General features: G+C 71.5%; 25 protein-coding genes. 11 read left to right on the top strand and 14 right to left on the bottom strand.

Annotated features, from left to right (window positions below):
• Window positions 1-16: 16 nt before the first annotated feature.
• On the bottom strand, window positions 17-1669 hold the full coding sequence (locus tag ABH923_RS06005; RefSeq protein WP_370054449.1) for a thiamine pyrophosphate-binding protein: 1653 nt from the start codon (window positions 1667-1669) through the stop codon (window positions 17-19).
• 195 nt (window positions 1670-1864) lie between these two features.
• On the opposite strand from ABH923_RS06005, the gene ABH923_RS06000 reads away from it, so the two are divergent.
• Window positions 1865-2221, top strand: coding sequence for a YciI family protein (locus ABH923_RS06000; RefSeq protein WP_370054448.1), 357 nt, complete (start codon window positions 1865-1867; stop codon window positions 2219-2221).
• Between the two features lie 42 nt (window positions 2222-2263).
• Window positions 2264-2644 carry a VOC family protein gene (locus ABH923_RS05995; protein WP_370054447.1) on the top strand — a complete coding sequence of 127 codons (381 nt, stop codon included), beginning with the start codon at window positions 2264-2266 and terminating at the stop codon, window positions 2642-2644.
• 78 nt (window positions 2645-2722) lie between these two features.
• On the opposite strand, the gene ABH923_RS05990 is transcribed toward ABH923_RS05995, so the two are convergent.
• Complete coding sequence (locus ABH923_RS05990) at window positions 2723-3583, bottom strand: sigma-70 family RNA polymerase sigma factor (RefSeq protein WP_370054446.1); 861 nt, start codon at window positions 3581-3583, stop codon at window positions 2723-2725.
• Window positions 3584-3654: 71 nt separating this feature from the next.
• On the opposite strand from ABH923_RS05990, the gene ABH923_RS05985 reads away from it, so the two are divergent.
• Window positions 3655-4449 (top strand): SDR family oxidoreductase, encoded by a 795-nt coding sequence (locus ABH923_RS05985; RefSeq protein ID WP_370054445.1) that lies wholly within the window; start codon window positions 3655-3657, stop codon window positions 4447-4449.
• 6 nt (window positions 4450-4455) lie between these two features.
• Here the strand turns inward: ABH923_RS05985 and ABH923_RS05980 are convergent, their stop codons facing one another.
• Window positions 4456-5526 carry a LacI family DNA-binding transcriptional regulator gene (locus ABH923_RS05980; RefSeq protein ID WP_370054444.1) on the bottom strand — a complete coding sequence of 357 codons (1071 nt, stop codon included), beginning with the start codon at window positions 5524-5526 and terminating at the stop codon, window positions 4456-4458.
• 185 nt (window positions 5527-5711) lie between these two features.
• Here ABH923_RS05980 and ABH923_RS05975 point away from each other — a divergent pair, with 185 nt between their 5' ends.
• The 4 genes from ABH923_RS05975 (at window position 5712) to ABH923_RS05960 (ending at window position 10816) form a co-directional block, all read left to right on the top strand.
• A complete protein-coding gene (locus ABH923_RS05975) occupies window positions 5712-6638 on the top strand; it encodes a carbohydrate ABC transporter permease (RefSeq protein WP_370054443.1) in 927 nt (308 codons plus the stop codon).
• A complete protein-coding gene (locus tag ABH923_RS05970) occupies window positions 6638-7573 on the top strand; it encodes a carbohydrate ABC transporter permease (RefSeq protein ID WP_370054442.1) in 936 nt (311 codons plus the stop codon). Before ABH923_RS05975 ends, ABH923_RS05970 begins: the two co-directional genes overlap by 1 nt.
• Window positions 7574-7620: 47 nt before the next feature.
• Window positions 7621-8970, top strand: coding sequence for a sugar ABC transporter substrate-binding protein (locus tag ABH923_RS05965; protein WP_370054441.1), 1350 nt, complete (start codon window positions 7621-7623; stop codon window positions 8968-8970).
• Between the two features lie 64 nt (window positions 8971-9034).
• Window positions 9035-10816 (top strand): beta-galactosidase family protein, encoded by a 1782-nt coding sequence (locus ABH923_RS05960; RefSeq protein WP_370054440.1) that lies wholly within the window; start codon window positions 9035-9037, stop codon window positions 10814-10816.
• A 67-nt stretch (window positions 10817-10883) separates the two neighbouring features.
• Here ABH923_RS05960 and ABH923_RS05955 read toward each other — a convergent pair whose 3' ends face one another.
• Genes ABH923_RS05955 through ABH923_RS05945 form a run of 3 tightly spaced genes read right to left on the bottom strand, consistent with a single transcriptional unit; the run spans window position 10884 to window position 12107 of the window.
• Entirely contained in the window at window positions 10884-11255 is a 372-nt protein-coding gene (locus ABH923_RS05955; RefSeq protein ID WP_370054439.1) for a PLD nuclease N-terminal domain-containing protein, read from the bottom strand.
• A gap of 25 nt (window positions 11256-11280) precedes the next feature.
• On the bottom strand, window positions 11281-11610 hold the full coding sequence (locus ABH923_RS05950; RefSeq protein WP_370054438.1) for a YciI family protein: 330 nt from the start codon (window positions 11608-11610) through the stop codon (window positions 11281-11283).
• A 32-nt stretch (window positions 11611-11642) separates the two neighbouring features.
• Entirely contained in the window at window positions 11643-12107 is a 465-nt protein-coding gene (locus ABH923_RS05945; RefSeq protein ID WP_370054437.1) for a hypothetical protein, read from the bottom strand.
• A 111-nt stretch (window positions 12108-12218) separates the two neighbouring features.
• Between ABH923_RS05945 and ABH923_RS05940 the strand changes: the two genes are divergently transcribed.
• Window positions 12219-13139: a siderophore-interacting protein gene (locus ABH923_RS05940; RefSeq protein ID WP_370054436.1), complete on the top strand. Its 921-nt coding sequence runs from the start codon at window positions 12219-12221 to the stop codon at window positions 13137-13139.
• Window positions 13140-13141: 2 nt separating this feature from the next.
• Here ABH923_RS05940 and lepB read toward each other — a convergent pair whose 3' ends face one another.
• Window positions 13142-13852: a signal peptidase I gene (gene lepB, locus ABH923_RS05935; RefSeq protein ID WP_370057308.1), complete on the bottom strand. Its 711-nt coding sequence runs from the start codon at window positions 13850-13852 to the stop codon at window positions 13142-13144.
• Between the two features lie 344 nt (window positions 13853-14196).
• On the opposite strand from lepB, the gene ABH923_RS05930 reads away from it, so the two are divergent.
• Both ABH923_RS05930 and ABH923_RS05925 read left to right on the top strand, forming a co-directional pair.
• Window positions 14197-15549 (top strand): M23 family metallopeptidase, encoded by a 1353-nt coding sequence (locus ABH923_RS05930; RefSeq protein ID WP_370054435.1) that lies wholly within the window; start codon window positions 14197-14199, stop codon window positions 15547-15549.
• Between the two features lie 19 nt (window positions 15550-15568).
• Complete coding sequence (locus ABH923_RS05925) at window positions 15569-16924, top strand: hypothetical protein (RefSeq protein WP_370054434.1); 1356 nt, start codon at window positions 15569-15571, stop codon at window positions 16922-16924.
• Between the two features lie 168 nt (window positions 16925-17092).
• Here ABH923_RS05925 and ABH923_RS05920 read toward each other — a convergent pair whose 3' ends face one another.
• From ABH923_RS05920 to paaA, 7 genes are all read right to left on the bottom strand, one after another.
• Window positions 17093-18478 (bottom strand): LLM class flavin-dependent oxidoreductase, encoded by a 1386-nt coding sequence (locus ABH923_RS05920; protein ID WP_370054433.1) that lies wholly within the window; start codon window positions 18476-18478, stop codon window positions 17093-17095.
• A gap of 136 nt (window positions 18479-18614) precedes the next feature.
• A complete protein-coding gene (locus tag ABH923_RS05915) occupies window positions 18615-19385 on the bottom strand; it encodes an enoyl-CoA hydratase/isomerase family protein (protein WP_370054432.1) in 771 nt (256 codons plus the stop codon).
• Between the two features lie 24 nt (window positions 19386-19409).
• A complete protein-coding gene (gene paaE, locus ABH923_RS05910) occupies window positions 19410-20498 on the bottom strand; it encodes a 1,2-phenylacetyl-CoA epoxidase subunit PaaE (protein WP_370054431.1) in 1089 nt (362 codons plus the stop codon).
• 10 nt (window positions 20499-20508) lie between these two features.
• On the bottom strand, window positions 20509-20991 hold the full coding sequence (gene paaD, locus ABH923_RS05905; RefSeq protein ID WP_370054430.1) for a 1,2-phenylacetyl-CoA epoxidase subunit PaaD: 483 nt from the start codon (window positions 20989-20991) through the stop codon (window positions 20509-20511).
• The gene (gene paaC / locus ABH923_RS05900; protein ID WP_370054429.1) at window positions 20988-21824 is read right to left on the bottom strand and encodes a 1,2-phenylacetyl-CoA epoxidase subunit PaaC; all 837 of its coding nucleotides are present in this window, start codon (window positions 21822-21824) and stop codon (window positions 20988-20990) included. The genes paaD and paaC overlap by 4 nt, the downstream gene beginning before the upstream one ends.
• Entirely contained in the window at window positions 21821-22126 is a 306-nt protein-coding gene (gene paaB / locus ABH923_RS05895) for a 1,2-phenylacetyl-CoA epoxidase subunit PaaB (RefSeq protein WP_370054428.1), read from the bottom strand. The genes paaC and paaB overlap by 4 nt, the downstream gene beginning before the upstream one ends.
• Window positions 22123-23109, bottom strand: coding sequence for a 1,2-phenylacetyl-CoA epoxidase subunit PaaA (gene paaA, locus ABH923_RS05890; protein ID WP_370054427.1), 987 nt, complete (start codon window positions 23107-23109; stop codon window positions 22123-22125). Before paaA ends, paaB begins: the two co-directional genes overlap by 4 nt.
• Before the next feature lie 81 nt (window positions 23110-23190).
• Here paaA and ABH923_RS05885 point away from each other — a divergent pair, with 81 nt between their 5' ends.
• Window positions 23191-23799 carry a TetR/AcrR family transcriptional regulator gene (locus ABH923_RS05885; protein ID WP_370054426.1) on the top strand — a complete coding sequence of 203 codons (609 nt, stop codon included), beginning with the start codon at window positions 23191-23193 and terminating at the stop codon, window positions 23797-23799.
• Window positions 23800-23864 lie beyond the last annotated feature (65 nt).

The following is a 23864-nucleotide window of genomic DNA, read 5'->3' as shown; positions in this document are numbered from 1 at the left end:
CGCAGTCAGCAGTGCGTCACGAGTTCACGCGGATGATCTCCTCCTGGTACGGCGCCACCACATCCCCCGAGATCCGCAGGTCCAGCACCAGGAACGGCCGCTCGGCCACCGGACGTGCCGCCCAGCGGGCCAGCGCCTCCAGGTCCTCCGGCGTCCGCACCACGACGCCCTCCGCGCCGACCGCCGCGCCCAGCCCGGCGAAGTCGACCTCCGGGATGCGCATCGGGCCCTGGGCGAGGCCCTTCAGGCCGTACAGGTTGACCTCCGCGCCGTAGGCGGCGTCGTTCCAGACCACGCAGAGGCCGCGGCCTCCCGCGACCCGCACCGCGGACTCCAGGTCGGCCAGCGCCATGAGGCCGCCGCCGTCGCCGGTCGTGAGCACGATCGTCGACTCCGGGTGCGCGAGTGCGGCGCCTGCCACGCTCGGGAAGCCGAGGCCGATCGACTGGTAGGCGGTGCCGACCATGATCATCCGGTCCGGGGAGGCGACCGGCCAGTACATGTTCGCCCAGCCGATGAAGTGGCCGCCGTCCGAGACCACGACGCGGTCGGCGGGCAGCAGCTCGCCGATGCGGGCCGCGGCGGTGCGCGGGTCGAGGCGGCCGTCCGCAGCCAGGCCGTCGCCGGTCGGGCGCGCGCGGAGTGCCGGGAGGTCGGCCGACTCGCGCCAGCCGGAGGGGGCGGCCCCGAGCGTGCGCAGCTCCTCCAGCAGCGCCTCGGCGACCACGCGGGCGTCGCCGCGCAGGTAGGCGCCGACGTTCGGGTGCGTCGCGGCGGGGGCGACATCCACCTGGATGACGCGTGTGCCCGGCGCGAACAGGTCGCCGAAGCGCATCGTGAACTGGTTGAGGGACGCGCCGAACACGACCGCGACGTCGGCCGAGCGGACAGCCTCCATCGCGCCCTCCGCGCCGAAGCCTCCGGTCACGCCGAGGTCGAAGCGGGCGTCGGGGAACACGCCGCGGCCGAGTGCGGTGCCCGCGGTGAGGGCGCCGGTCGCGTCGGCGAGGGCGCCGAGCGCGTCGCCGGCGCCGGCGATCCAGGCGCCGTGGCCCGCGAGCAGGAAGGGCCGCTCCGCGCCGGCCAGCGCTGCGGCGGCGTCCACGATCGCGCCGCGTGCGAACGGGCCGGTGGGGGCGAGAGGTGCGGGGAGGGCGGGCGCCGGCGCCTCGGGAACCGGGCCGGCCTCCCGGGTGGCGACGTCGTAGGGGATCGCGAGCACAGTGGGCACGCGGTAGGTGAGCGCGTGCTCGACGGCGATGGCCGTGGTCGCGGCGGCGTCGGTGCGGCCGACCGTGTAGGTGCGCGCGCCGACCGCACTGGCCAGCGCGATCTGGTCGACGCCCCACGGGCGCGGGCCGGAGGTCGGCTCGTCGCCGACGACGAGGACGAGCGGGATGTGCGCCTGGCGGGCCTCCGCCAGCGCGGTCAGGGTGTTGGTGAACCCGGCGCCGTAGGTGGCCGTAGCGGCGGCGAGCCTGCCGGACGCGCGGTGATAGGCGTCGGCGGCGACGACCGCGCCCGTCTCGTGGCGCATCGCGGTGTACGGGACGCGCCCCTCCCGCTCGATGGCGTCGAGGAAGTGGGCGTTGCCGTTGCCCATCACCCCGAAGACCTGGTCGACATGGCGGGCGAGGGTGGTGGCGACGTGCGCGGAGACGGAGGGCATGACGGTGCCTTTCGAGACACGGAGGTGTGATGATCCGTATGTGTCTCGCGCGCTACTGTTTCGCCGAGCGCGGCTTCGTGCCCATTTTTCGAGCACCGGGCCGTTGGACGGCCGGACGTCAGCAGTATATCCGCTGTCGAAAACGGCTCCGCCCGTTCGACGTCCTGGTGTTCGGCATCCACGAAAGGGAGAGACATGACCGGCTATCTGATCCTCATCTACGGCGACGAGAGCCGCTGGGACGCGCTCGACCAGGAGGGGCGCGCCGCGGTCGACGAGGCCCACCGGGCGTTCAACGAGAAGGCGGGCACGGGGGTGCGCGCGGCGGGGGAACTGCAGACGTCGTCCACGGCGATGACGGTCCGCACCGGCCCGGACGGTGAGCCACGGCCCACCGACGGGCCGTTCTCGGAGTCCAAGGAGGTCGTCGGCGGGTTCTACCTGATCGAAGCGGAGAGCCAGGAGGAGGCTGTCGCGCTGGCGGCCTCGCTCGCCGAAGCGCGGCAGGGGCACGGCGGCATCGAGGTGCGGCCGCTGGTGAGCCGCGGCTGACGGCTGTTGTCAGGAGTCGGACGGCGAGAGGAGGATGCGGTCATGACGGACACAGGGATCATCGGGGTCAACACCATCGGCATTCCGGTTTCGGACCAGGACAGGGGGCTGGGCTTCTACCGGGACGTGCTCGGGTTCGAGGTGCGCGTGGACGCGCCGCTGCCGACGGGAGAGCGCTGGATCATGCTGGCGCCGCCCGGATCGGCGGTGTCGGTGTCGCTCGTGGTCGCGAGCGAGGACGTCCCGGCCGGCATCGAGACGGGCATCCGGTTCGAGAGCGCTGACGCGGGGGCCACCCACGAGGAGCTGACCAGGCGCGGGGTGGATGTGGGAGCGCTGCTGCGCTGGCCCGGCGTCCCCGCGATGTTCCAGGCCCGCGACGCCGACGGCAACCGCTTCGAGGTCGTCGAGCGCGCAAGCTGACCGCCGAAGGGCACGTTGTTGTCACTTTTCGCCCGCGGAAGTGACAACAACGTGCCCCTCAGGCGTGCGGGAGCGCGGTCAGAGGCGGGTGTGCGCGAGACGGGCGGGGTCGAAGAGCACGTCGAGGCCGCGGATGCGGCCGCCTGCGATGTCGAAGGCCATCACCGAGACGACGCGTCCGTCGACCACCGCGGCGACGCCCGGCCGGCCGTCGATGAGCACGGGGACCGAGGTCTGCGCGAGGCGGGCCGCGAGGGTCGCCTGCTCGGCGATCGCGGTCGCGCCCACGAGGGTCTGCAGCCGCCCGCGCCCGTAGTCGGCGTGCAGAACGGCGCCGTCGTCCAGGAGCGCCAGCAGCGCCGACAGGTCGCCCTCCTGCACAGCGCGCAGCCACGCGTCGAGCACGCCGCGCTGCTCGCGCCGGGCCGGCCGCGCGGGCGGGGGCGCGTCCCTGAGTCTGCGGCGGGCGCGGGACGCGAGCTGGCGCGCGGCGTCGGGGGAGCGGTCGAGCACTCCGGCGACCTCCTCGAACGGGAGGCCGAACACGTCGTGCAGCACGAAGGCGAGGCGCTCGGCGGGCGAGAGCGTCTCCAGGACGACCAGCAGCGCGACGCTCACCCGGTCGCCGAGCGCCGCCAGCTCGGCCGGGTCGCCGAGGTCGGACACGGGCTCGTCCTGCCAGGGGAGGACCTCCCACGACCGCTCCCTCGTGCGGCGCGCACTCTTGAGCTGGTCGAGGCAGACCCGGGAGACCACGGTGGTGAGCCACGCGTCGAGATTCTCGATCGCGGCGATGTCGGTGCGCTGGAGGCGCAGCCAGGCCTCCTGGACGGCGTCGTCCGCGTCGGCCGCGGAGCCCAGCAACTGGGTCGCGATCGCGCGCAGTCGCGGCCGCGCCGCCTCGAAGCGGGCGGTCAGCCGCTCGTCGTCCTCGGTCATGTCACATCCTCCGTCACCTGCTCGTCACCCTATCGACGAGGCAGTGCGCCTCGATGTGACAGGAGGACGACATGGACGGACGGATCCTGGTGACCGGCGGGACCGGCACGATCGGGCGGCGGCTGGTCCCGCTGCTGGAGGATCGCGGCGCGACCGTGCGGGTGCTCACCCGGCACGCGCAGGAGGGCGCGGCGGACCACGTCGTCGGCGACGTGATGACCAGCGCCGGGCTCGACACCGCGATGACGGGAGTGGAGGTCGTGGTCCACCTCGCCGGAGGTGCGAAGGGCGACGACGTCGCGGCGGCGAACGTCACGGCGGCGGCCGAACGCGCGGGCGTGCGGCACCTCCTGACGCTCTCCGTGGTCGGCGCCGGACGGATGCCGATCGGGTACTTCCGCGCGAAGGAGCAGGTCGAGGCGATCTTCGCGGCGTCGGCGGTGCCGTCGACCGTGCTACGGGCGGCGCAGGTCCACCAGCTCGTGCTGCGGATGGCGGCCGGGATGACGAAGCTGCCGGTGGCGCCTGCGCCGCGCATCCGCTTCGAGCCGGTGGACGCGGGGGAGGTCGCCGAACGGCTGGCCGAGCTGGCGTCGGGGTCGCCGGCCGGGCTCGCCGGCGAGATCGCAGGGCCGGAGGTGCTGGAGGCGGAGGAGCTGCTGCGCCAGTATGCCGATGCGTGCGGCCTCCGGCGCCGGTTCGTGCACTTCGGGCTGCCGGGCAAGATGGGCGCGGCGTACCGCGCCGACGCCAACCTCGCCGGCCCCGCCGCCCAGCGCGGCCGGATCACCTGGGCGGAGTTCCTCCGCACCGCCCCCGAACCGACCGCCGAGGGGCACATAAACGCCCCGAAAACGCGGTCTTAGGGGCGCTTACGTGCCCTTCGGCGACGGGGAGAGGGGCGCGGGGCCGCTGCTGGCGCGGACGACGAGGTGGGTCGGCATGACGGACGAGCGCACCGGCTCCGGCCGTCCCTCGATCTCGGCGATCAGCAGCTCCACCGCGCGGCGGCCGGTGGCCTCGAACTCCTGGTGGATGGTGGTCAGCGGCGGCCAGAACGAGTCGGCCTCCGCCATGTCGTCGAAGCCGACCACGCTCACGTCGGCGGGAACCCGGCGGCCCGCCTCGTGGAGCGCGCGGAGCACGCCGAGCGCCATCTGGTCGTTCGCGGCGAAGACCGCGGTGATCTCCGGGCGCGCGGCGATCTCGCGCCCGTAGCCGTACCCGGCCGTCGTCGACCAGTCGCCGCGGAACACCTCCGGCACCGGGGCTCCCGCGGCCTCCAGCGTGTCCCGCCAGGCCTGCTCGCGGCGCGCGGCCGAGTACGAGTCGGCCGGCCCGGAGATGTGCCACACCGTCTCGTGGCCGAGCGACAGCAGGTGCTCGGTGGCCTGGCGGGCGCCCTCGGCCTGGTCGGTGTCCACCTGCGGGTAGTCGGGCCGCTCGGTGGAGTCGATGACCACGACGGACAGGCCGGACGGCAGCTCGACGTCGGCGCGGTCGACGATGTGGGCCTCGATGACGATGATGATGCCGTCCACCGCCTGCTCCAGCAGCCGCGTGAAGGCGACGCTGACGTCCTGCTGGGTGGGACGCTCCACCGGCACGACGGTGATGGAGTAGCCGGCGGTCGCGGCCGAGCCGGCGATGGCGTCCAGCGTCCGCATGTTGCCGTACGACGACAGGGTGAACATCACGACGCCGATGTTGCGGAACAGCCCGGAGCGCAGCGCCCGTGCAGCGCGGTTGGGCCGGTAGCCGAGCGCCTGCATGGAGGCCAGTACGCGGTCGCGGGTGGCGGCCTCCACGTTGGTGAGGCCGTTGGCGACGCGCGAGACGGTCTGGGTGGAGACCCCGGCGTGCGCGGCGACGTCGCCGAGCGACGGGCCGCGGGTGCGGCCGCCGCGGCGTGCGGGCGCCGGGTCGGCGATCGACTCGGTCATGGTTCCCCATTCTGGTGAAAGCTGTGGTGATTCCTGCCGCGACAGCCCGGAGGCGGTGACGGGACTTGCATCATGTTGACGTCAACATGCTAGGGTATGCAACCAGATGTTGACGTAAACATCCGCCGCGACACCGCAGGACACCACTGCACGCCGCGGCGAGCACCGAATCACCGAGGAAGGCCATGACAACGACGTCCCTCACGCCGGCCGCCCCGCCGGCATCCCCGCAGCGGCGGCTCCGCCGTCCGCGCCGCGACTGGCGGGGCTGGGCCTTCGTGGCCCCGTTCCTGGTCGTGTTCGCCCTCATGATCGTCGCGCCGGTGATCTACGCGCTCTACCTCAGCCTGTTCCGCCAGCAGCTCATCGGCGGCAACGCGTTCGTCGGGCTCGACAACTACATCGGGCTGCTGCAGGACGGGAAGTTCTGGGAGTCCTTCGGCCGGGTCGCGCTCTTCCTGGTCGTGCAGGTGCCGATCATGCTCGTCCTCTCGCTCGTGGCCGCCCTCGCGCTCGACTCGGCGCGGCTGTACGGCGCCGGCTTCTTCCGCATCGCGCTGTTCCTGCCGTACGCCGTCCCCGGCGTGGTCGCCGCGCTGATCTGGGGATTCATCTACGGCGACCAGTTCGGCCTCACCGCGAGCGTCAACCACCTGCTCGGTACGCAGCTGGCTCCGCTCGCCGGGCAGTGGATCCTCGGCTCGATCGGCAACATCGTGACCTGGGAGTTCATGGGCTACAACATGCTCATCTTCTACGCGGCGCTGCGCGTCATCCCGGGCGAGCTGTACGAGGCGGCCGAGATCGACGGTGCAGGCGCGTTCCGCACGGTGTTCAGCATCAAGCTCCCGGCGGTCCGCGGCGCGATCGTCATCGCGACGATCTTCTCGATCATCGGCAGCTTCCAGCTCTTCAACGAGCCGAACCTGCTCAAGCAGCTCGCGCCTAATGCGATCAGCAGCTACTTCACGCCCAACATGTACGCCTACAACCTGTCGTTCGCCGGTCAGCAGTTCAACTACGCGGCCACGGTCGCGATCGTGATGGGAGTCATCACCGCGGTGATCGCCTACGTCGTCCAGCTCCGGGGCTCGCGCAAGGAGGTCCGCTGATGACCGCGCTCACCGAACGCCGCAAAGCGCCGTCGCGCGCCGCCGCCCGCTCCAACCGCGCCGCACGCGCTGCCGCGCCGACCTCCGGCCGCCGCACCCGCAAGTCGACCGTGCTCACCATCGTGATGATCGTGTTCACGCTCTACTCGTTCGTGCCGCTGGTCTGGCTGATCGTCAACGCGACGAAGAGCCAGCCCGACCTGTACTCGTCGTTCGGGCTCTGGTTCGGCAAGGACTTCAACCTCTTCCAGAACATCACGCAGCTGTTCACCTACCGCGACGGGATCTTCCTGCAGTGGCTCGGCAACACCCTCCTCTACGTCGTTCTCGGCGCGGGCGGGGCGACACTGCTCGCCACGGTCGCCGGGTACGGGATGGCGAAGTTCAACTTCCCCGGCAAGCGCGCGGTGTTCGCGATCGTGCTCGGCGCGATCGCGGTGCCCGGCACGGCGCTGGCCGTCCCGACCTTCCTGATGTTCAGCCAGGTGGGGCTCACGAACACCCCATGGGCGGTCATCCTGCCGTCGCTGATCAGCCCGTTCGGCTTCTACCTGATCTGGACGTACGCCAGCGAGGCGATCCCGACCGAGCTGCTGGAGGCCGCCCGGATGGACGGCGCGAGCGAGTTCCGCACCTTCTTCATCATCTCGCTCCGCCTCCTCGCCCCCGGCGTCGTGACCGTCGCGCTGTTCGCGATCGTCGCCACCTGGAACAACTACTTCCTGCCGCTCATCATGCTCAGCGACCCGACCTGGTACCCCCTGACGGTCGGCCTGAGCCAGTGGAGCGCGCAGGCGACCGGGGTCGGCGCCCAGCCGATCTTCAACCTCGTGATCACCGGTTCGCTCGTCACGATCATCCCGATCGTGGCCGCGTTCCTGGTGCTCCAGCGCTACTGGCAGTCGGGTCTGGCCGCCGGAAGCGTCAAGCAGTGAACACAGCACCGCCCTCCCACCCACAAGGAAGTGAAAGGAACCACACCATGAAGCGCATCCTGCGTTCACGGAACCTCCGTCGGCTCGCGACCGCCGTCGTCGCGAGTGCCGTCATCGGCGCCTCGCTCGCCGCGTGCTCGTCCGGCTCCGGCTCCACCGGCGGCGGCAGCGCCTCCGACGTCGAGGCGGCCCTCAAGCAGGGCGGCACCATCACCTACTGGTCGTGGACGCCGTCCGCGGAGGCCCAGGTCGCCGCGTTCGAGAAGGCCTACCCGAAGGTGAAGGTCAAGCTCGTCAACGCCGGCACCAACACCACCGAGTACACCAAGCTGCAGAACGCGGTGAAGGCCGGCTCCGGCGCGCCCGACGTCGCGCAGGTCGAGTACTACGCCATCCCGCAGTTCGCGCTCTCCGACTCGCTCGTCGACCTGAAGCAGTACGGCTTCGACTCGCTCAAGAGCGACTACACGCCCGGCCCGTGGGGCTCGGTCAACGTCGGCGGCAAGCTCGTCGGCCTCCCGCAGGACAGCGGCCCGATGGCGATGTTCTACAACAAGACGGTCTTCGACAAGTACGGCCTGACCGTGCCGAAGACGTGGGACGAGTACGTCGCGGACGCGCAGAAGCTGCACGCGGCCGACCCGACCAAGTACATCACCAGCGACTCGGGCGACTCCGGCTTCACCACCTCGATGATCTGGCAGGCCGGCGGCCGGCCGTTCCAGGTGAACGGCACCAAGGTGTCGATCAACCTGCAGGACGCGGGCACCACGAAGTGGACAGGCACCTGGGACAAGCTGGTGCAGGACAAGCTGCTCTCCACCGTCCCCGGGTGGAGCGACGACTGGTTCAAGGCGCTCGGCAACGGCTCGATCGCGACCCTCGTCACCGGCGCCTGGATGCCCGGCGTGCTGGAGTCCTCGGTGAAGGACGGCTCCGGCCAGTGGCGCGTCGCGCCCATCCCGACGTACGACGGCACCCCGACGAACGCGGAGAACGGCGGCGGCGCGCAGGTCGTGCTCAAGCAGTCGAAGAACCAGGCACTCGCCGCGGGCTTCCTGAAGTGGCTGAACAACGACCCGGCGTCGATCAAGGTCTTCCTGCAGTCCGGCGGCTTCCCGTCCACGACCAAGGACCTGAACTCGTCCGACTTCCTCGCCCAGGCTCCGGAGTACTTCGGCGGCCAGAAGATCAACGAGGTTCTCGTGGACGGCGCGAAGAACGTCTCCACCGGCTGGCAGTACCTGCCCTTCCAGGTCTACGCGAACAGCATCTACGGCGACACCGTCGGCCAGTCGTACACCTCGAACTCCAGCCTGAACCCCGGCCTGCAGGCCTGGCAGAAGGCGCTGGTGAGCTACGGCAACCAGCAGGGCTTCACGGTCAGCGGCAAGTAACCCCATCCACCGGCCCTCGGGCGTCCGCTGTCGTACAGCGGGCGCCCGGGGGAGGAGAGAGCACATGAGCACGTTCGAGATCGCCGGGGACGACTTCCTCCTCGACGGCCGTCCCCACCGCATCCTGTCGGGGGCGATCCACTACTTCCGCGTCCACCCCGACGACTGGGCCGACCGCATCCGCAAGGCGCGGCTGATGGGCCTGAACACCGTCGAGACGTACGTGCCGTGGAACGCCCACGAGCCGCGGCCGGGCGAGTGGGCCGCGGAGGGCGCCCTCGACCTGGCGCGCTTCCTGCGCACGGTGCAGGACGAGGGGATGCACGCGATCGTGCGGCCCGGTCCGTACATCTGTGCGGAGTGGGACAACGGCGGACTGCCCGCGTGGCTCTTCACGGACCCGACAGTCGGCATCCGGCGCTCGGAGCCGGTGTTCCTGGCCGCCGTCACGGCGTTCCTGGAGCGGGTGCTCGCGATCGTCCGCCCGCTGCAGGTGACGGAGGGCGGCCCGGTGCTGCTCGTCCAGGTCGAGAACGAGTACGGCGCCTACGGCGACGACAAGGACTACCTCCGGCACCTCGTGGAGGTCTCCCGGGGCGCGGGCATCACCGTCCCGCTGACGACCGTCGACCAGCCGGAGCCGGCGATGCTCGAGAACGGCTCACTGCCCGGCCTGCTCAAGACGGCCTCCTTCGGCTCCCGCTCGCGCGAACGGCTCGCCACGCTGCGCGAGCACCAGCCGACCGGGCCGCTGATGTGCTCCGAGTTCTGGGACGGCTGGTTCGACCACTGGGGCGCCCACCACCACACGACCTCCGTCGAGCAGTCCGCCGCCGACCTGGACGAGCTGCTCGCGCTCGGCGCCTCGGTCAACATCTACATGTTCCACGGCGGCACGAACTTCGGCTTCACCAACGGCGCCAACGACAAGGGCGTCTACCAGCCGATCGTCACGAGCTACGACTACGACGCCCCGCTCGACGAGGCGGGCGAGCCCACCGAGAAGTTCTGGGCGTTCCGCGACGTGATCGCCAAGCACGCGCCGGTCCCCGCCGAGGAGCCCGTCGTGGCCGCCGCCGCGCCCGCGTTCAGCGTGCCGTTCCTCGACGCCGTCCCGCTGTTCGCGGTCGCGGCGAAGCTGGGCGACTGGCAGCACACGGACGACCTCCCGACCTTCGACGCGCTCGGCCACTACGCCGGCTTCGGGCTCTACCGCACCGAGATCGACACGACGGAGCCCGCCGTGCTGGAGTTCGGCGAGGTGCGCGACCGCGCCTACGTCTTCGTCGGCTCCACCCGGGTCGGCGTGCTCGCCCGCGACCACCACGACAGCGCGATCACACTCTCCCCCAGCCGCGGCACGCTCACTGTGCTCGTGGAGGACCAGGGCCGCGTCGACTACGGCCCCCGGATCGGCGAACCCAAGGGTCTGATCGGCCCGGTCCGGCTGAACGGCGAGGGGCTACGGCGCTGGAGCGTCCTCCCGCTGCGCCTGCCGTCGCTGGACGCCGTGCGCGCCGAGCTCGACGCTGCGGGCGCGGCGGATGGCGCTGTGGAGCGCGAACCGGAGCGGCTCGCCGGGCCGGTGTTCGCGCGCGCGGTCTTCGACCTGGAGGAGCAGGGGACGCTGTTCCTCGACACCACCGGATGGGGCAAGGGCGTCGCCTGGATCAACGGCTTCAACCTCGGCCGCTACTGGACCCGCGGCCCCCAGGAGACGCTGCACGTCCCCGCGCCTGTCACCCGCGCCGGTCGCAACGAGCTCGTGATCCTGGAGCTCGAGTCCGCCGCCGACGCGACGGCCGCCTTCGTCTCCGAACCGCGCCTCGGCCACACCGACTTCTGACGCCGAGGGGCACGTAAACGCCCCTAAAACCGCGTTTTAGGGGCGCTTACGTGCCCCTCGACGGTGGTCAGGAGGGGTCGGGGTCGAGGTCGCGGCGGGTGCGGAGCTCCGCCTCCAGCTGCCGGATGCGGTCGTTCTCGATCTCGCGCTCGAGAGCAGCGAGCTGCTCCTCCGTCGACAGCGGACGCGCGGCCGGGGTCGCCTGCTCGCGGACGTCGTACGTCCCCCGCGGGTGGCGGTACCCGGCGCCGCGGTACCCGGCGCCGCTGTACTCCCGCCCGACCGCGAACCACAGGACGCCGCCGATCAGCGGGAGCAGGATCACGATGAAGATCCAGGCCACCTTCGGCAGGTGCTTCACCTGACTGCTGTCGCGCAGGATGATGTCGATCAGCGCGACGACGAAGAAGACGAGGATCAGCAGAGGGACGACGGCCATTCGCCGAGTCTAGGGGGAGCCTCGCTCACTCCCAGACCATGAACGGCCGCAATTCGAGCTGGCCATTGCGCGCCATCGGGTGCCGGGACGCGATCTCGACGGCCTCGTCGAGGTCTTCGACCTCAAGGATGTCGAAGCCGCAGATCACCTCTTTGGTCTCGGTGAAGGGCCCGTCGGTCACGTAGCGCTTGCCGTCGCGCACGCGGACGACGCGCGACTCGGACTGCGGCGCGAGCACCTCCCCGATGACCCGCTTGCCGCTGGCGTCGAGCGGGTCCACCCAGAGGTCGACGTCGGACTCGTCGGTCTCGGTGTCCGGCTGGGAGTCGGTGATCACGAACATCATGTATTTCATCGCGGTGGGTCCTTTCGGAATCGGTTGTCGGTTCACTCGGACGTCGAACGGAGCGGCCGCCGCTCGACATTCCTGCTCGCCGTGATGCGCCGGTACACCACGTACTCCACGGTCCCCGCCACCACGGCGGCCCCGAGCGGCTCGCTGAACCAGCCGAGATAGGTCGCCGGAGTCGTCAGCCAGAGCAGGATGTAGCCGACGTAGGCCAGCAGGAACGAGCTGAGGGTCCCGAACACATGGCGCCACCACACGGGCTTGCCGCGCCGGGCGCGGGCGAACCAGGCGTAGTGCACGGCCGCGCTGAGGAAACCCACGCCCGCGGCGGCGGGACCGTAGAGGAAGAGCTGGGGACTGAGCAGCTCGCGCTTGGTGTCGCTGCCCAGCTCGTAGTCGATGATGTGCAGGAAGCCGACCGCCGCGCCCGCGAGCACTCCGGTGATCAGGACGACCAGGCGCGCGTCCCTCCCGAGAAGCGGGTGGAGGCGCGCGGTCGTCACGGCCCGACGATACTGTGCGGGCGCCGGGGCGTCCAGCGTCCGGCGAATTGGTTAGTGTAGCCTTACCTTACTCATCCTCCCGCCCCGCTCCCGGCCCCGAAGGGAACAGCTGTGCCCGTGCTCGCCCCGCCGCTGACCGACCGTCCGGCGTACCGGGCGTATCGCGCGCAGGTGCTGGCGATCCGGAGGCTGAGCCCGGGCTTCGCGCGCGTCAGCCTCGGCTGCGATGACTTCGAGACCTTCGGCACCGAGCGGCTGGACCAGCGGATCAAGCTGGTCTTCCCGCTGCCGGACGGCAGCTTCAGTCCCCTCGACGCGGACGACTGGTACGGCCAGTGGCGCGCGCTGCCCGAGCAGCGCCGCAACCCGTTCCGCACCTACACGGTGCGCGACGTCGACCCGCACGAGCGCCGCGTCGACGTCGACTTCGTGGTGCACGGCGACGGCGGCCCGGCCGCCCGCTGGCTGGCCTCCGCAGCGCAGGGCGACGAACTCGTGGTGATCGGCCCCGACGCACTCAGCGCGCACTCCGGCGTCGGCATCGACTGGCGGCCGGGGGAGGCCACCGAGCTGCTCCTCGCGGGCGACGAGACCGCGGCGCCGGCGATCGCCTCGATCCTGGAGGCGCTGCCGCCGACGCGCACGGCGCACGCGTTCATCGAGGTCCCGACGGCGGCCGATGCCCTCCCGCTCCTGGCCGGTCAGAACGTCGAGGTCACCTGGGTGGCGCGGGATGGCGGCGAGCACGGCTGCGCCCTCCTCCCGGCCGTGACCGGCTGGCTGGCCAGGCATCCGGACGTGGTCGCGGCGGCTGCGGCGGGACGCGTGCAGCGGCTGGAGGAGGTCGACGTGGACGCGGACATCCTGTGGGACAGTCCCGAGGAGGCCGCCGGTGGGTTCTACGCCTGGATCGCGGGGGAGTCGGGCGTCGTCAAGACGCTCCGCAGGCTCCTCGTGCGCGGGCACGGGATCGACCGCGGGCGCGTCGCGTTCATGGGGTACTGGCGGCTGGGGCGGGCCGAGCAGGCGTAGCGCTACTTGCCCTTGACCTCGGTGCCCGAGAACGTCTCGGGGTAGTTGCTCAGCCAGGACCAGTGGCTCACTGGCCAGCTCACCACGAACGCGCGGCCGACCACGTCGTTCATCGGCACGAAGCCCTTGGTCGGGTCGTCCATGTGGTAGCGGGAGTCCGCCGAGTTGTAGCGGTTGTCGCCCATGACCCAGATCTTGCCCGCGGGCACGGTCACGTCGAACGGCTTGGCCGACACGGCCTGCTGCCCGGCCGGCAGCAGCACATACGGCTCCTTGAGCGGCACCCCGTTCACGCTCATCTGGCCGAGCGCGTTGCAGCAGGTGATGTGGTCGCCGGGGAGGCCGATCAGGCGCTTCACGAGGTGCTGGTCGCTGTCCGAGGCGCCGAGGCCGACGAAGTCGAGCACGGCTCCGACGCCCTGCTGGATGGGGTTGCCGGTCTGCGGGGCCGCCGCGGGCAGCCAGCCGCCCGGGTCCTTGAAGACGACGACATCGCCGCGGGAGAGCGGGAAGACCGACGGCTGCAGCTCGTTGACGATGATCCGGTCGTTGATCTGCAGCGTGTTCTCCATCGACCCGGAGGGGATGTAGAACGAGCGGGCGACGAACGTCTTGATCAGGAACGAGACGAGCACCGCGATGACGAAGATGACCACGACGTCGCGGAGGAGGACTTTCCAGCCGGACTTGCGGGTGGCACGACGGGGTCGCATGGTCTCGGTGCTGCTGTCGGTCACAAGGCTTCACGCTAGCGTGCCGAGGCTGTGAGACGCATCCGACCCCCTGACGAGGGATTGTCCTCCGGCCCGGCGCGGTGACAGGATCGGAGGACGGGCCGACCCGACGCCCGTCGGGGGCCCGCGTGATCATGCGGGATGCGTTGGCGCGCTTGAGACTGCTGACACGACGCGAACCTCCGCGCCGCGGCGATCGAGGGCGCGCCCGCCGCGATCCGGCCCTTCTCGCCGGGGGCCCGCTGCCCCTTCCGGGAGGCCCGGCCGGGCTCCGCGGGGTCGTGCCGGGAGGTCCGCCTCCGGACAGCCGATCGGTCCTGAGGGTGCTGGCCCACGCGGCGGCGCTGCTCCTGGCGACCGGCCTCGTGCTCGCGCCGTTGCCTGCGTCGGCCGACGAGTGCCAAGGCCAGGACTGCACCACCTCGACGCCGACGCCGCCGCCCGATCCTGACGATTCACCCCCTCCGACACCCTCTCCGACTCCGACGCCCACTCCGACGCCGAAGCCGACGCCGAAACCGACGCCGACCCCCACTCCGACGCCGACCCCCACACCCACGCCGACACCCACCCCGACGCCGAAGCCGACCCCCACTCCGACGCCCACGCCGACGCCCACCCCGGCCCCCGGACCCACCCCCGCGCCGACCGACGACATCCCGCTGCTCGTCCCGCCCGACCTCGGCGGCACCGTGCAGTCCGACACAGCGCAGGTCGAGCAGGCGGCCCAGCTCGCCAGCGACCTGGCCACCGCCCAGCAGACGCTCGCCGACGCCACCACTGCCAACCTCGGCGCGCAGCGCGAGCAGGCCCAGGCGCAGGCGGCGTCCGACGCGCTCGCCGCGCAGGCGAAGGCCGCGAAGAAGAAGGCCGAGGCCTCCGCCGCATTCGCGACGGCGCTGATCCGCGCCGCCGGCTGGAAGGGCCTGGGCTCCGACCCGCTCGCGGCGGTGCTCGGGACGAACGGCGACCTCCTCACGAAGCTCGGCGCCGTCGACCGGCTGCGCACCCTCTCCGACGACCGGGTGACCGCGCTGCGCGACGCCGCGGCCGACGCGAAGGCCGCGAGCAGCCTGAGCGGCCAGGCGAAACAGGCGGCCGACGCGCTCGCCGGCATCGACGTCGACGCCAGCCAGCAGGCGGTCACGGACGCGCAGGCGCAGGTCGACTCGGACTCCGCCGCCCTCGCCCAGCTCCCGACCGTGCTCACCGCCGGGACGGGCTGGCAGGCGCTCACCGTCGACCCGTCCGCCATCGCGACCGGATGGACGCTCCCCGTCCACGGCCCGATGACCGACCCGTTCGGCCCGCGGCCGTCGCGCCCGGCCGGGACGGCGCCGTTCCACCCCGGCGACGACATCGGCGCGGCCTGCGGCACGACCATCGTCGCCGCCGCTGCGGGCACCATCCTCGCTGCGGGCCCCAACGGCTCGTACGGGAACTTCATCCTCATCGACCACGGCGGCGGCGTCGAGACCGCCTACGGCCACATCCGCGACGGCGGGATCGGCGTGACGGTCGGCGAGCACGTCGCGGTCGGGCAGCCGATCGCGCAGGTCGGCTCGACCGGCGCCTCCACCGGCTGCCACCTGCATCTGGAAGTCCGGGTGAACGGCGTGCAAATAGATCCGTACCCCTTCCTCGCGGCCAGGGGGGTCATCGTCGGAACAAGCTGAGAGGCGTACGGTTCAGAGCATGACGGAACTGACGGAGCTGGTGGGCTCGTGGATGCGCCGCCAGCGCTGGTATTCGACCAAGGCGTTCGAACCGAAGCTGCGGCTCCTGGGCTCCTTCGAGCTGGAGCGGGCGCCCGAGAGCGCGGACGACGGATCCCGGATCGTGACCCATTTCTTCTGCGACGACGCGCCCCGCACGCCCCGCGTGTACCAGGTGCCGCTGGTCGCGCGCGTGCGCCGGGACGGTGACCCCGCCGGGTTCGTGGGGGAGGCCGGCGGCCGGTACCTCTACGACGGGCCGGTCGAGGAGGCGTACGTCGCGGCGCTCGCGTCCCTGATGACCGGAGCGGGGGCGGCCGACGGCGAGCACGCCCGCGCGGGCGGCCACACGCTCGGCGAACGCATCCCCGTGCTGTCGTCGCGGCGGCTCTCGGCGGAGCAGTCCAACACCTCCATCGTCGCCGAGCTGAGCGACCGGCTCGCGCTCGTGAAGGTCTTCCGTGTGGTGCAGGACGGCGAGAACCCGGACATCTCCACGCTCGCCGCGCTGACCGCGGGCGGCTCGGAGCGGACGCCCGCGCTGCTCGGCTGGCTGACCGGATCGTGGCCCGCGCCCGACGGCGCTTCGGCGGCCGGAGAGCTGGCGCTGATGCAGGACTTCGTCCCCGGCGCGGAGGACGGCTGGGAGCTGGCCGTCAGCGCGGCAGAGGCCGGCGAGGACTTCACCGAGCGCGCCTTCGCCCTCGGTGCAGGCACGGCCGAGCTGCACCGCCAGCTCGCGGGCGTGCTGCCGACCAAACGTGCGGAGCCCGACGACGTGCGTATCGCGCTCGACGGGATGTTCCAGCGGCTCACGATCACGACCACGGAGGTCCCGGAGGTCGAGACACTGCGCGCAGCGATCGCGTCGGTCTACGAGGGGGCCGCGACGGGCCCGCTGCCGGTGTTGCAGCGCATCCACGGCGACCTGCACCTGGGCCAGGTGCTGTTCTCGCCCGATCGCGGCTGGCAGTTCATCGACTTCGAGGGCGAGCCGCTGCGTCCGCTCGCTGAGCGCGCCCTGCCCGACGCGACCATGCGCGACGTGGCCGGGATGCTGCGCTCCTTCGACTACGTGGCCGGCTCGCTCGCCCGGCGCGAGGACCCGATCGACGCCTCCCGGTGGGCGGCGGACGCCAGGAAGGCGTACCTGGAGGGCTACGCGAGCGTGGCCGGGGACGTCCTGGACGAGTTCGCCGGACTCCTGGCGGCGTTCGAGCTTGACAAGGCGGTCTACGAGATCACCTACGAGGCGCGCCACCGGCCGAGCTGGATCCCTATCCCGCGCTCGGCGGTCGACCGGCTGCTGGGCGACGCGGCGGGGGTCGCGCACTGAGGACACGCCAGCCGGACGGCCGCGGCGCCGGGCGTGTTACCCGCACGCCCGGGCGCCGCGTAGGCGGACATCTTCGAAGCCCATGCCCGCCGTGAGCGCATTGTGCGGCGCGCGTGAGACCGCGGGGAGACAGACCAGGCCGTCTACCCCGTGCTGCCGAGGCGGCCGTCAGGCCGAGGCGGCCTTCGCGCCGATCCGGTACTTCGCCCCGCGGTGGCCCTCCGGGAGCCGGTCGCCCGCGCCGTGCAGCTTGTTGCGCAGCGTGCCTTCGGCGTAGGCCTCCGGGTACGCGCCGCGCTTGCGCAGCTCGGGGATGACGAACTCCACGATGTCCTCGAACGTGCCCGGCGTGATCGCGTAGGCCAAGTTGAACCCGTCCACGTCGGTCTCCTCGACCCACTCCTGGAGCTGGTCGGCGATGCTGACCGCGCCGCCCACGATGAACGGGCCGAGGCCGCCGATGACGCCGTTGCGGCCGATGTCGCGGACGGTCCACTCGCCGCCCTCGGCGTTCGGCCGCTGGAAGTTCGCGACCGCCGACTGGATGGCGTTGCTCTTGACGTTGCCGATCGGCTCGTCCAGGTCGTACTGGGAGAGGTCGACGCCCATCCAGCCCGACATGAAGACCAGCGCGCCCTCGTCGTCGGTGTACTGCAGGAAGTCTTCGAACTTCGCCTGCGCCTTCTCGTCGGTCTCGTCGGTCACGATCGTGAGCAGCGTGTAGATGCGGGCGGAGTAGCGGTCGCGGCCCGCGGCCTCCAGGGCGTCGCGCAGCTTGGTGACCGTCTCCTTCAGGCCCTCCTTGGTGGAGGCCGCGACGAAGATCGCCTCGGCGTTCTCGGCCGCGAACGAGATGCCGCGCTTGGAGGCGCCGGCCTGGTAGATCACCGGGGTGCGCTGCGGGCTCGGCTCGGAGAGGTGGATGCCCGGCACCGTGAAGTGCTTGCCCTTGTGGCCGATCTCGTGCACCTTCGCCGGGTCGGTGAAGACGCCGGACTCGCGGTCGCGGATGACGGCGTCGTCCTCCCAGGAGCCCTCCCACAGCTTGTAGAGCACCTCCAGGTACTCGTCGGCGTGGTCGTACCGGTCGTCGTGCTGGAGCTGGTCGTCATGGCCCATGTTGCGCGCGGCGGACGGCAGGTAGCCGGTGACGACGTTCCAGCCGACCCGTCCGTTGGTCAGGTGGTCGAGCGTCGACATCCGGCGCGCGAACGGGTAGGGGTGCTCGTAGGCGGTGCCCGCGGTGACGCCGAAGCCGAGGTTCTCGGTGACCAGCGCCATCGCGGAGACCAGGAGCAGCGGGTCGTTGACCGGCACCTGGGCACCGTGGCGGATGGCGGCCTCGTTGCTGCCGCCGTAGACGTCGTAGGTGCCGAGCACGTCGGCGATGAAGATCCCGTCGAAGGTGCCGCGCTCGAGCAGCTTCGCGAGCTCGGTCCAGTAAGTGAGGTCCTTGTACCGCCAGGCCTGGTCGTCCGGGTGTCGCCACATGCCGGAGGACTGGTGGGCCACACAGTTCATATCGAAAGCGTTGAATCGGATCTGCCGGGTCATGCGCTCAACAATGCATGCGTTCGGTTCCCGACGCACGCTCCCCGCCACATTCCGTAACGCCCGCCCAGCCATCGTTTCCGGAGTTGTGTACGCCTCGCCGCGGCGTGTTGCGTACACAACTCCGGAACGGATGGAGTCAGTGGCCGCGGAAGACCGGGCGGCGCTTCTGCTGGAAGGCGGCGAAGCCCTCGTGGTAGTCCTGCGTGTTGCGCAGCTCCGCCTGCGCAGCGTTCTCCGCCGCGACAGACGACCAGAGGTCGAGGTCGCCGTCGCGCAGGCCGGCGACGATGCGCTTGCTCGCCAGGTACGCCTGGGTCGCGCCGTTCGCGGCGGCGGCAGCGGCGGCCTCGACCGCGGTGTCGAGGTCGTCCCCGGGCAGCGCCCGGCTGAACAGCCCGCCCGCCACGGCCTCCGCCCCGGAGATCAGCTTCCCGGAGTAGATGAGGTCGAGCGCGCGGTGCGGGCCGAGCCGCGACACCAGCAGCCAGTGGCCTCCCGAGTCGAGCGCGGCGCCCAGGGCGGCGAACGGCGAGCCGATCTTGGCGTCCTCGGCGACGTACACGACGTCCGTGGCGACCAGGAGGCCGAGGCCGACGCCGAGGGCCGCGCCGCGCGCCGCCGCGAAGGTCGGCGCCGGGAAGGCGCTCATCCGGCGCAGCAGCGGCGTCACCAGCCCGTCGAGGTAGCCGGTCACATCGTCCGTCGCCGGGTCGACGCCGGCGATGTCGCGGCCGGCGCAGAACGAGCGCCCCTCGCCGCGCAGCACCAGCGCACGCACCCCGGCCGCCTCGGCCTCGGCGTAGGCGGCGTCGAGCGCACGGAGGTCGTCGGGCCCGAGCGCGTTGAGCCGCTCCGGCGCGTTCAGCGTGACGTGCGCGACGTCGTCCTGGATGGTGAGCTCGATCACAGCGCCTCCTTGGATTTCATCGACTCAGACGTCATAGTCCACTGCGACCTTCTCGGTCAGCGGATGCGACTGACAGGTGAGAACGTAGCCCCTCTCCAGCTCCTCCGGTTCGAGCGCGTAGTTCTCGGTCATCCGCACGTCGCCGAAGAGCAGCCGCGCGCGGCAGGTGCCGCAGACGCCGCCGGTGCAGGCGAACGGCACGTCCGGCCGCACCCGCAGCGCCGCGTTGAGCACCGACTCGTTCGCGTCCACCGGCGTCGTCACGATGGAGGTCTGGCCGTCGAGCGTGAACTCGATCTCCGCGGTCTTCTCGCCCTCGTGCACGACCACCGGGTGCCCGACGTCGCCGCGCACCTCGCCGGGCTCGCCCGTCGTGAACAGCTCGAAGTGGACGCTGGAGCGCGGCACGTCGTACGTCTCCAGCACGTCGCGGCAGAGCTGCACCAGCTCGAACGGGCCGCACAGGAACCACTGGTCGACGGTGTCCGGCGGCAGCAGCGCGTCGAGGATGGTGCGCAGCCGCTCCTCGTCGATCCGGCCGGAGAGCAGCGGCGCCGAGCGCTGCTCGCGGGAGAGCACGTGGTGCAGGGCGAGGCGCGACGGGTAGCGGTCCTTGAGGTCGGCCAGCTCCTCCAGGAACATCACGTCGATCGCCGTGCGGTTCGTGTAGACGAGGGTGAACGAGCTGGTGTCGGAGGCCGCCAGCACGCTGGAGGCCAGCGCCATCAGCGGCGTGATGCCCGACCCGGCCGCGATGCCGGCAACGTGCACGCCGTCGAGGGCGCCGAGGTCGATCGTGAACGTGCCCTGCGGGCTCATCACGTCGATCCGGTCGCCCGTGCGCAGCTCGCTGGTCGCCCAGGTGGAGAACGCGCCGCCCAGGTCGCGCTTGATCGCGACGCTGATCCGGCCGGGCGACGGCGGGCGGCAGATCGAGTAGCTGCGCCGCAGCTCCTTGCCGCCGACCGTCGCGCGGAGGGCGACGTGCTGGCCTGGAAGGTAGTCGTACTCGCCGTGCAGGTCGTCGGGGACGGCGAACGTCACCTCGACGCTCGCGGCGGTCAGCGGGCGCACCTCTGCGACCGCGAGCGTGTGGAATCGCGCACGCGCCATCAGGGGAACCTCACAGAGCCTTGAAGTGGTCGAACGGTTCGCCGCACTCGTCGCAGACGTAGAGCGCCTTGCACGCCGTGGAGCCGAAGTGGGAGACCTCCCTGGTCTTCAGCGAGCTGCAGTGCGGGCACTTGATCGCGAGGGTGAGACGGACGGGGCCGGTGCCGGGAGGCGGGGCGATGCCGTAGTCGCGGAGCGCGGCGCGGCCGTGCTCGCTGATCCAGTCGGTCGTCCAGGCCGGGGCGAGCGCGAGGCTCACCCGCACCTCGCCGAAGCCCTCGGCGGCGAGGGCGCGCACGACGTCCTCCCGGATCGTGTCCATCGCGGGGCAGCCGGAGTAGGTCGGCGTGAGCACGACGTTCACCCCGGTGTCGGTCACGGTGACCTCGCGCAGCACACCGAGGTCATCGATGTTCAGCACAGGAACCTCCGGGTCGAGCACGGCGGCGGCGGCCGCCCAGGCCCGGCCGGCTTCTGCCGCGTGCCCGGTCACCAGGTCGCTCCGGGGTGCGAGCGCGTGAGCACCTGCATCTCGGCGAGCAGCGGTGCGAGGTGCTCGGAGTGCCGGCCCTCGCGTCCGCCGCCGGCGGCGGTGAAGGTGCTGGGGAGCTCCAGCTCGGCCTCCGCGACGATCGGCGCGACGGCGGCGTCGAACGCCGGGCGCAGCGTCGACGGCCGCGGGGCGATGCCCTCCAGCCGGTCCATCAGCGGCTCGTCGCGGAACAGCTCCGCGACGTACGGCCACAGATCGTCGAACGCGGTCAGCGTGCGGCGCCGGGACTCGTCGGTGCCGAGCGCCAGGCGCAGCACCCACTGGTCGGCGTGGTCGCAGTGGTAGGCGACCTCCTTGACCGCCTTGCCAGCGATGGCCGCGAGCACCGGGTCCTCGGAGGCGCGCAGCCGCTCGTAGAGCTCGAAGAGGTAGTGGGCGGCCGCGAACTGCCGCACGATCGTGTGCGCGAAGTCGCCGTTCGGCTGCTCGAAGAGGTGCGCGGAGCGGAAGTCCTGCTCGTCGCGCCAGTAGGCCAGGTCGTCCTCCGACCGCTCGGTGGCGCTGCCGGCGTAGCGCAGCAGGGCGCGGGAGTGACCGAGCAGGTCGAGGGCGATGTTCCCGAGTGCGACGTCCTCCTCCAGCTCGGGTGCGCGGGAGATCCACCAGCCGAGCCGCTGGGCGAGCACGAGCGAGTCGTCGCCGAGCCAGAGTGCGTACTCGGCGGCGTCGGGGGAGGCCGTGGCCTCGTCGGCGACGAACTCGGCCGACAGCGTCACGGTGCTGAGCTCGACATGGCCGTGCTCGTCGTGGTCGTGGGTGTGCGCGTCCGTCACAGGTGCTTCACCCCTTCGCTCTCCGTGTAGTACGTGGCGTGCCGGAAGTTCTTGCCCTCCGGCGAAGTGAAGAACGCGTCCTTGGCGGACGGGTCGCTCGTGGTGATCGCGTCGGAGCGCACCACCCAGATCGAGACGCCCTCGCCGCGCCGGGTGTAGAGGTCGCGGGCGTTGCGCACCGCGAGCTCCTCGTCGGGAGCGTGCAGCGAGCCGACGTGGACGTGGCTGAGGCCGCGGGAGGCCCGGACGAACACCTCCCACAGCGGCCAGACCTCGTGGGCCGGTGTCTTCTCGCCGGTCATGCCGCGACCTCCTGCGTCCGAGCCTGCTGAGCCTTCTTCTCTGCGTATGCGGCCGCCGCCTCGCGCACCCAGGCGCCGTCCTCGTGCGCGTCGCGGCGGCGCTGCAGCCGCTGCGCGTTGCACGGGCCGTCGCCGGCGATGACGCGCTGCAGCTCGCTCCAGTCGATCGGGCCGAGGTCGTACGCCTGGCGCTCGTCGTTCCAGCGCAGGTCGGGGTCGGGAACGGTCACGCCGAGCGCCTCGGCCTGCGGCACAAGCATGCCGACGAAGCGCTGGCGCAGCTCGTCGTTGGAGAACCGCTTGATCTTCCACGCCATCGACCGCGCCGAGTTCGGGGAGTCACCATCCGGCGGCCCGAACATCATCAGCGACGGCCAGTACCAGCGGTTCACGGCGTCCTGCGCCATCTTCTGCTGCTCCGGGGTGCCGCGCATGAGCGTCAGCAGTATCTCGAAGCCCTGGCGCTGGTGGAAGGACTCCTCCTTGCAGATCCGCACCATCGCGCGGCCGTAGGGGGCGTACGAGCAGCGGCAGAGCGGCACCTGGTTGCAGATCGCGGCGCCGTCGACCAGCCAGCCGATCGCGCCGATGTCGGCCCAGCTCAGCGTGGGGTAGTTGAAGATCGAGGAGTATTTGGCGGCGCCGCTGATGAGCTGCTCGGTCATCTCGTCGCGCGTGATGCCCAGCGTCTGCGTCGCGGAGTAGAGGTAGAGACCGTGGCCGGCCTCGTCCTGCACCTTGGCCATCAGGATGGCCTTGCGCTTCAGGCTCGGGGCGCGGCTGATCCAGTTGGCCTCCGGCTGCATGCCGATGATCTCGGAGTGCGCGTGTTGCGACATCTGGCGGATGAGGGTGCGCCGGTAGGCGTCGGGCATCCAGTCGCGCGGCTCGATGCGGGAGTCGGCGGCGAGGAGCTGCTCGAACAGCGCCTCGCCGGCGGCGTCGTCGTCCGTGGGGGTGGTGGCTTCCGTCGTGTTCGCCATTGAACCAAGCTCTCCCATCAATACTTACTGATCGTTCGTTCAGTATATGCGAGCCGGGTGGGTTCGTGCCACACTTGCTGAGTGACCGACACCCGGACGGCCGAGCCTGAGCCCCTGCCCCTGCGCCGCGGCCGGCCCGGCTACGACCAGCGCGGCATCCTCGAGGTCGCCGTCGCCGCCTTCAACGAGCACGGCTACGACGCGACCTCCATCGGGATGCTGGCCGAGCGGCTCGGGCTGTCCAAGTCGGCGATCTACCACCACGTCGCCTCCAAGGACGAGCTGCTGGCGCTCGCCCTCGATGAGGCGCTCGACGGCCTGGAGGGCGCGCTGCGCTCGGCCGAGGAGACCACCGGGAGCGCCGCCGACCGGCTGGCCCAGGTACTGCGCGAGGCCGTGCTGGTGCTGGCAGACCGCCTCCCGTACGTCACCCTGCTGCTGCGCGTGCGCGGCAACACCGAGGTCGAGCGCGCCGCGCTGCAGCGCCGGCGCGCCTTCGACCACGCGGTCGCGGACCTGGTGGCGGAGGCGCGCGACGAGGGCTCGCTGCGCGTGGACGCCGACCCGGCGGTCGTCGCCCGCCTGCTGTTCGGCATGATCAACTCGCTCACCGAGTGGTACGACCCCGCAGGGCCGGTCCCGCCGGACGCGCTCGCCGACACCATCCTCGCGCTCGCCCTCCGTTCCTGACACGGTTCCTGACCCGCGAGGGGCACGTAGTTGTCACTTCTCGCGCTCGAAAGTGACAACGACGT

Source organism: Leifsonia sp. EB41, from assembly GCF_041262565.1.
Taxonomy (GTDB): domain Bacteria; phylum Actinomycetota; class Actinomycetes; order Actinomycetales; family Microbacteriaceae; genus Leifsonia.
This window is presented reverse-complemented; position numbering and strand designations above follow the sequence as displayed.

Excerpts from the sequence above, each read along its gene's own strand:
- ABH923_RS05920 (WP_370054433.1), bottom strand. The coding sequence starts at position 18,478 with ATGACCCGGCAGATCCGATTCAACGCTTTCGATATGAACTGTGTGGCC.
- ABH923_RS05990 (WP_370054446.1), bottom strand. The coding sequence starts at position 3,583 with ATGACCGAGGACGACGAGCGGCTGACCGCCCGCTTCGAGGCGGCGCGG.
- ABH923_RS05965 (WP_370054441.1), top strand. The coding sequence starts at position 7,621 with ATGAAGCGCATCCTGCGTTCACGGAACCTCCGTCGGCTCGCGACCGCC.
- ABH923_RS05960 (WP_370054440.1), top strand. The coding sequence starts at position 9,035 with ATGAGCACGTTCGAGATCGCCGGGGACGACTTCCTCCTCGACGGCCGT.
- ABH923_RS05950 (WP_370054438.1), bottom strand. The coding sequence starts at position 11,610 with ATGAAATACATGATGTTCGTGATCACCGACTCCCAGCCGGACACCGAG.
- ABH923_RS05970 (WP_370054442.1), top strand. The coding sequence starts at position 6,638 with ATGACCGCGCTCACCGAACGCCGCAAAGCGCCGTCGCGCGCCGCCGCC.
- ABH923_RS06000 (WP_370054448.1), top strand. The coding sequence starts at position 1,865 with ATGACCGGCTATCTGATCCTCATCTACGGCGACGAGAGCCGCTGGGAC.
- ABH923_RS05985 (WP_370054445.1), top strand. The coding sequence starts at position 3,655 with ATGGACGGACGGATCCTGGTGACCGGCGGGACCGGCACGATCGGGCGG.
- ABH923_RS05925 (WP_370054434.1), top strand. The coding sequence starts at position 15,569 with ATGACGGAACTGACGGAGCTGGTGGGCTCGTGGATGCGCCGCCAGCGC.
- paaA (WP_370054427.1), bottom strand. The coding sequence starts at position 23,109 with ATGGCGAACACGACGGAAGCCACCACCCCCACGGACGACGACGCCGCC.
- lepB (WP_370057308.1), bottom strand. The coding sequence starts at position 13,852 with ATGCGACCCCGTCGTGCCACCCGCAAGTCCGGCTGGAAAGTCCTCCTC.
- ABH923_RS06005 (WP_370054449.1), bottom strand. The coding sequence starts at position 1,669 with ATGCCCTCCGTCTCCGCGCACGTCGCCACCACCCTCGCCCGCCATGTC.
- ABH923_RS05955 (WP_370054439.1), bottom strand. The coding sequence starts at position 11,255 with ATGGCCGTCGTCCCTCTGCTGATCCTCGTCTTCTTCGTCGTCGCGCTG.
- paaE (WP_370054431.1), bottom strand. The coding sequence starts at position 20,498 with ATGGCGCGTGCGCGATTCCACACGCTCGCGGTCGCAGAGGTGCGCCCG.
- ABH923_RS05995 (WP_370054447.1), top strand. The coding sequence starts at position 2,264 with ATGACGGACACAGGGATCATCGGGGTCAACACCATCGGCATTCCGGTT.
- ABH923_RS05975 (WP_370054443.1), top strand. The coding sequence starts at position 5,712 with ATGACAACGACGTCCCTCACGCCGGCCGCCCCGCCGGCATCCCCGCAG.
- ABH923_RS05980 (WP_370054444.1), bottom strand. The coding sequence starts at position 5,526 with ATGACCGAGTCGATCGCCGACCCGGCGCCCGCACGCCGCGGCGGCCGC.
- paaB (WP_370054428.1), bottom strand. The coding sequence starts at position 22,126 with ATGACCGGCGAGAAGACACCGGCCCACGAGGTCTGGCCGCTGTGGGAG.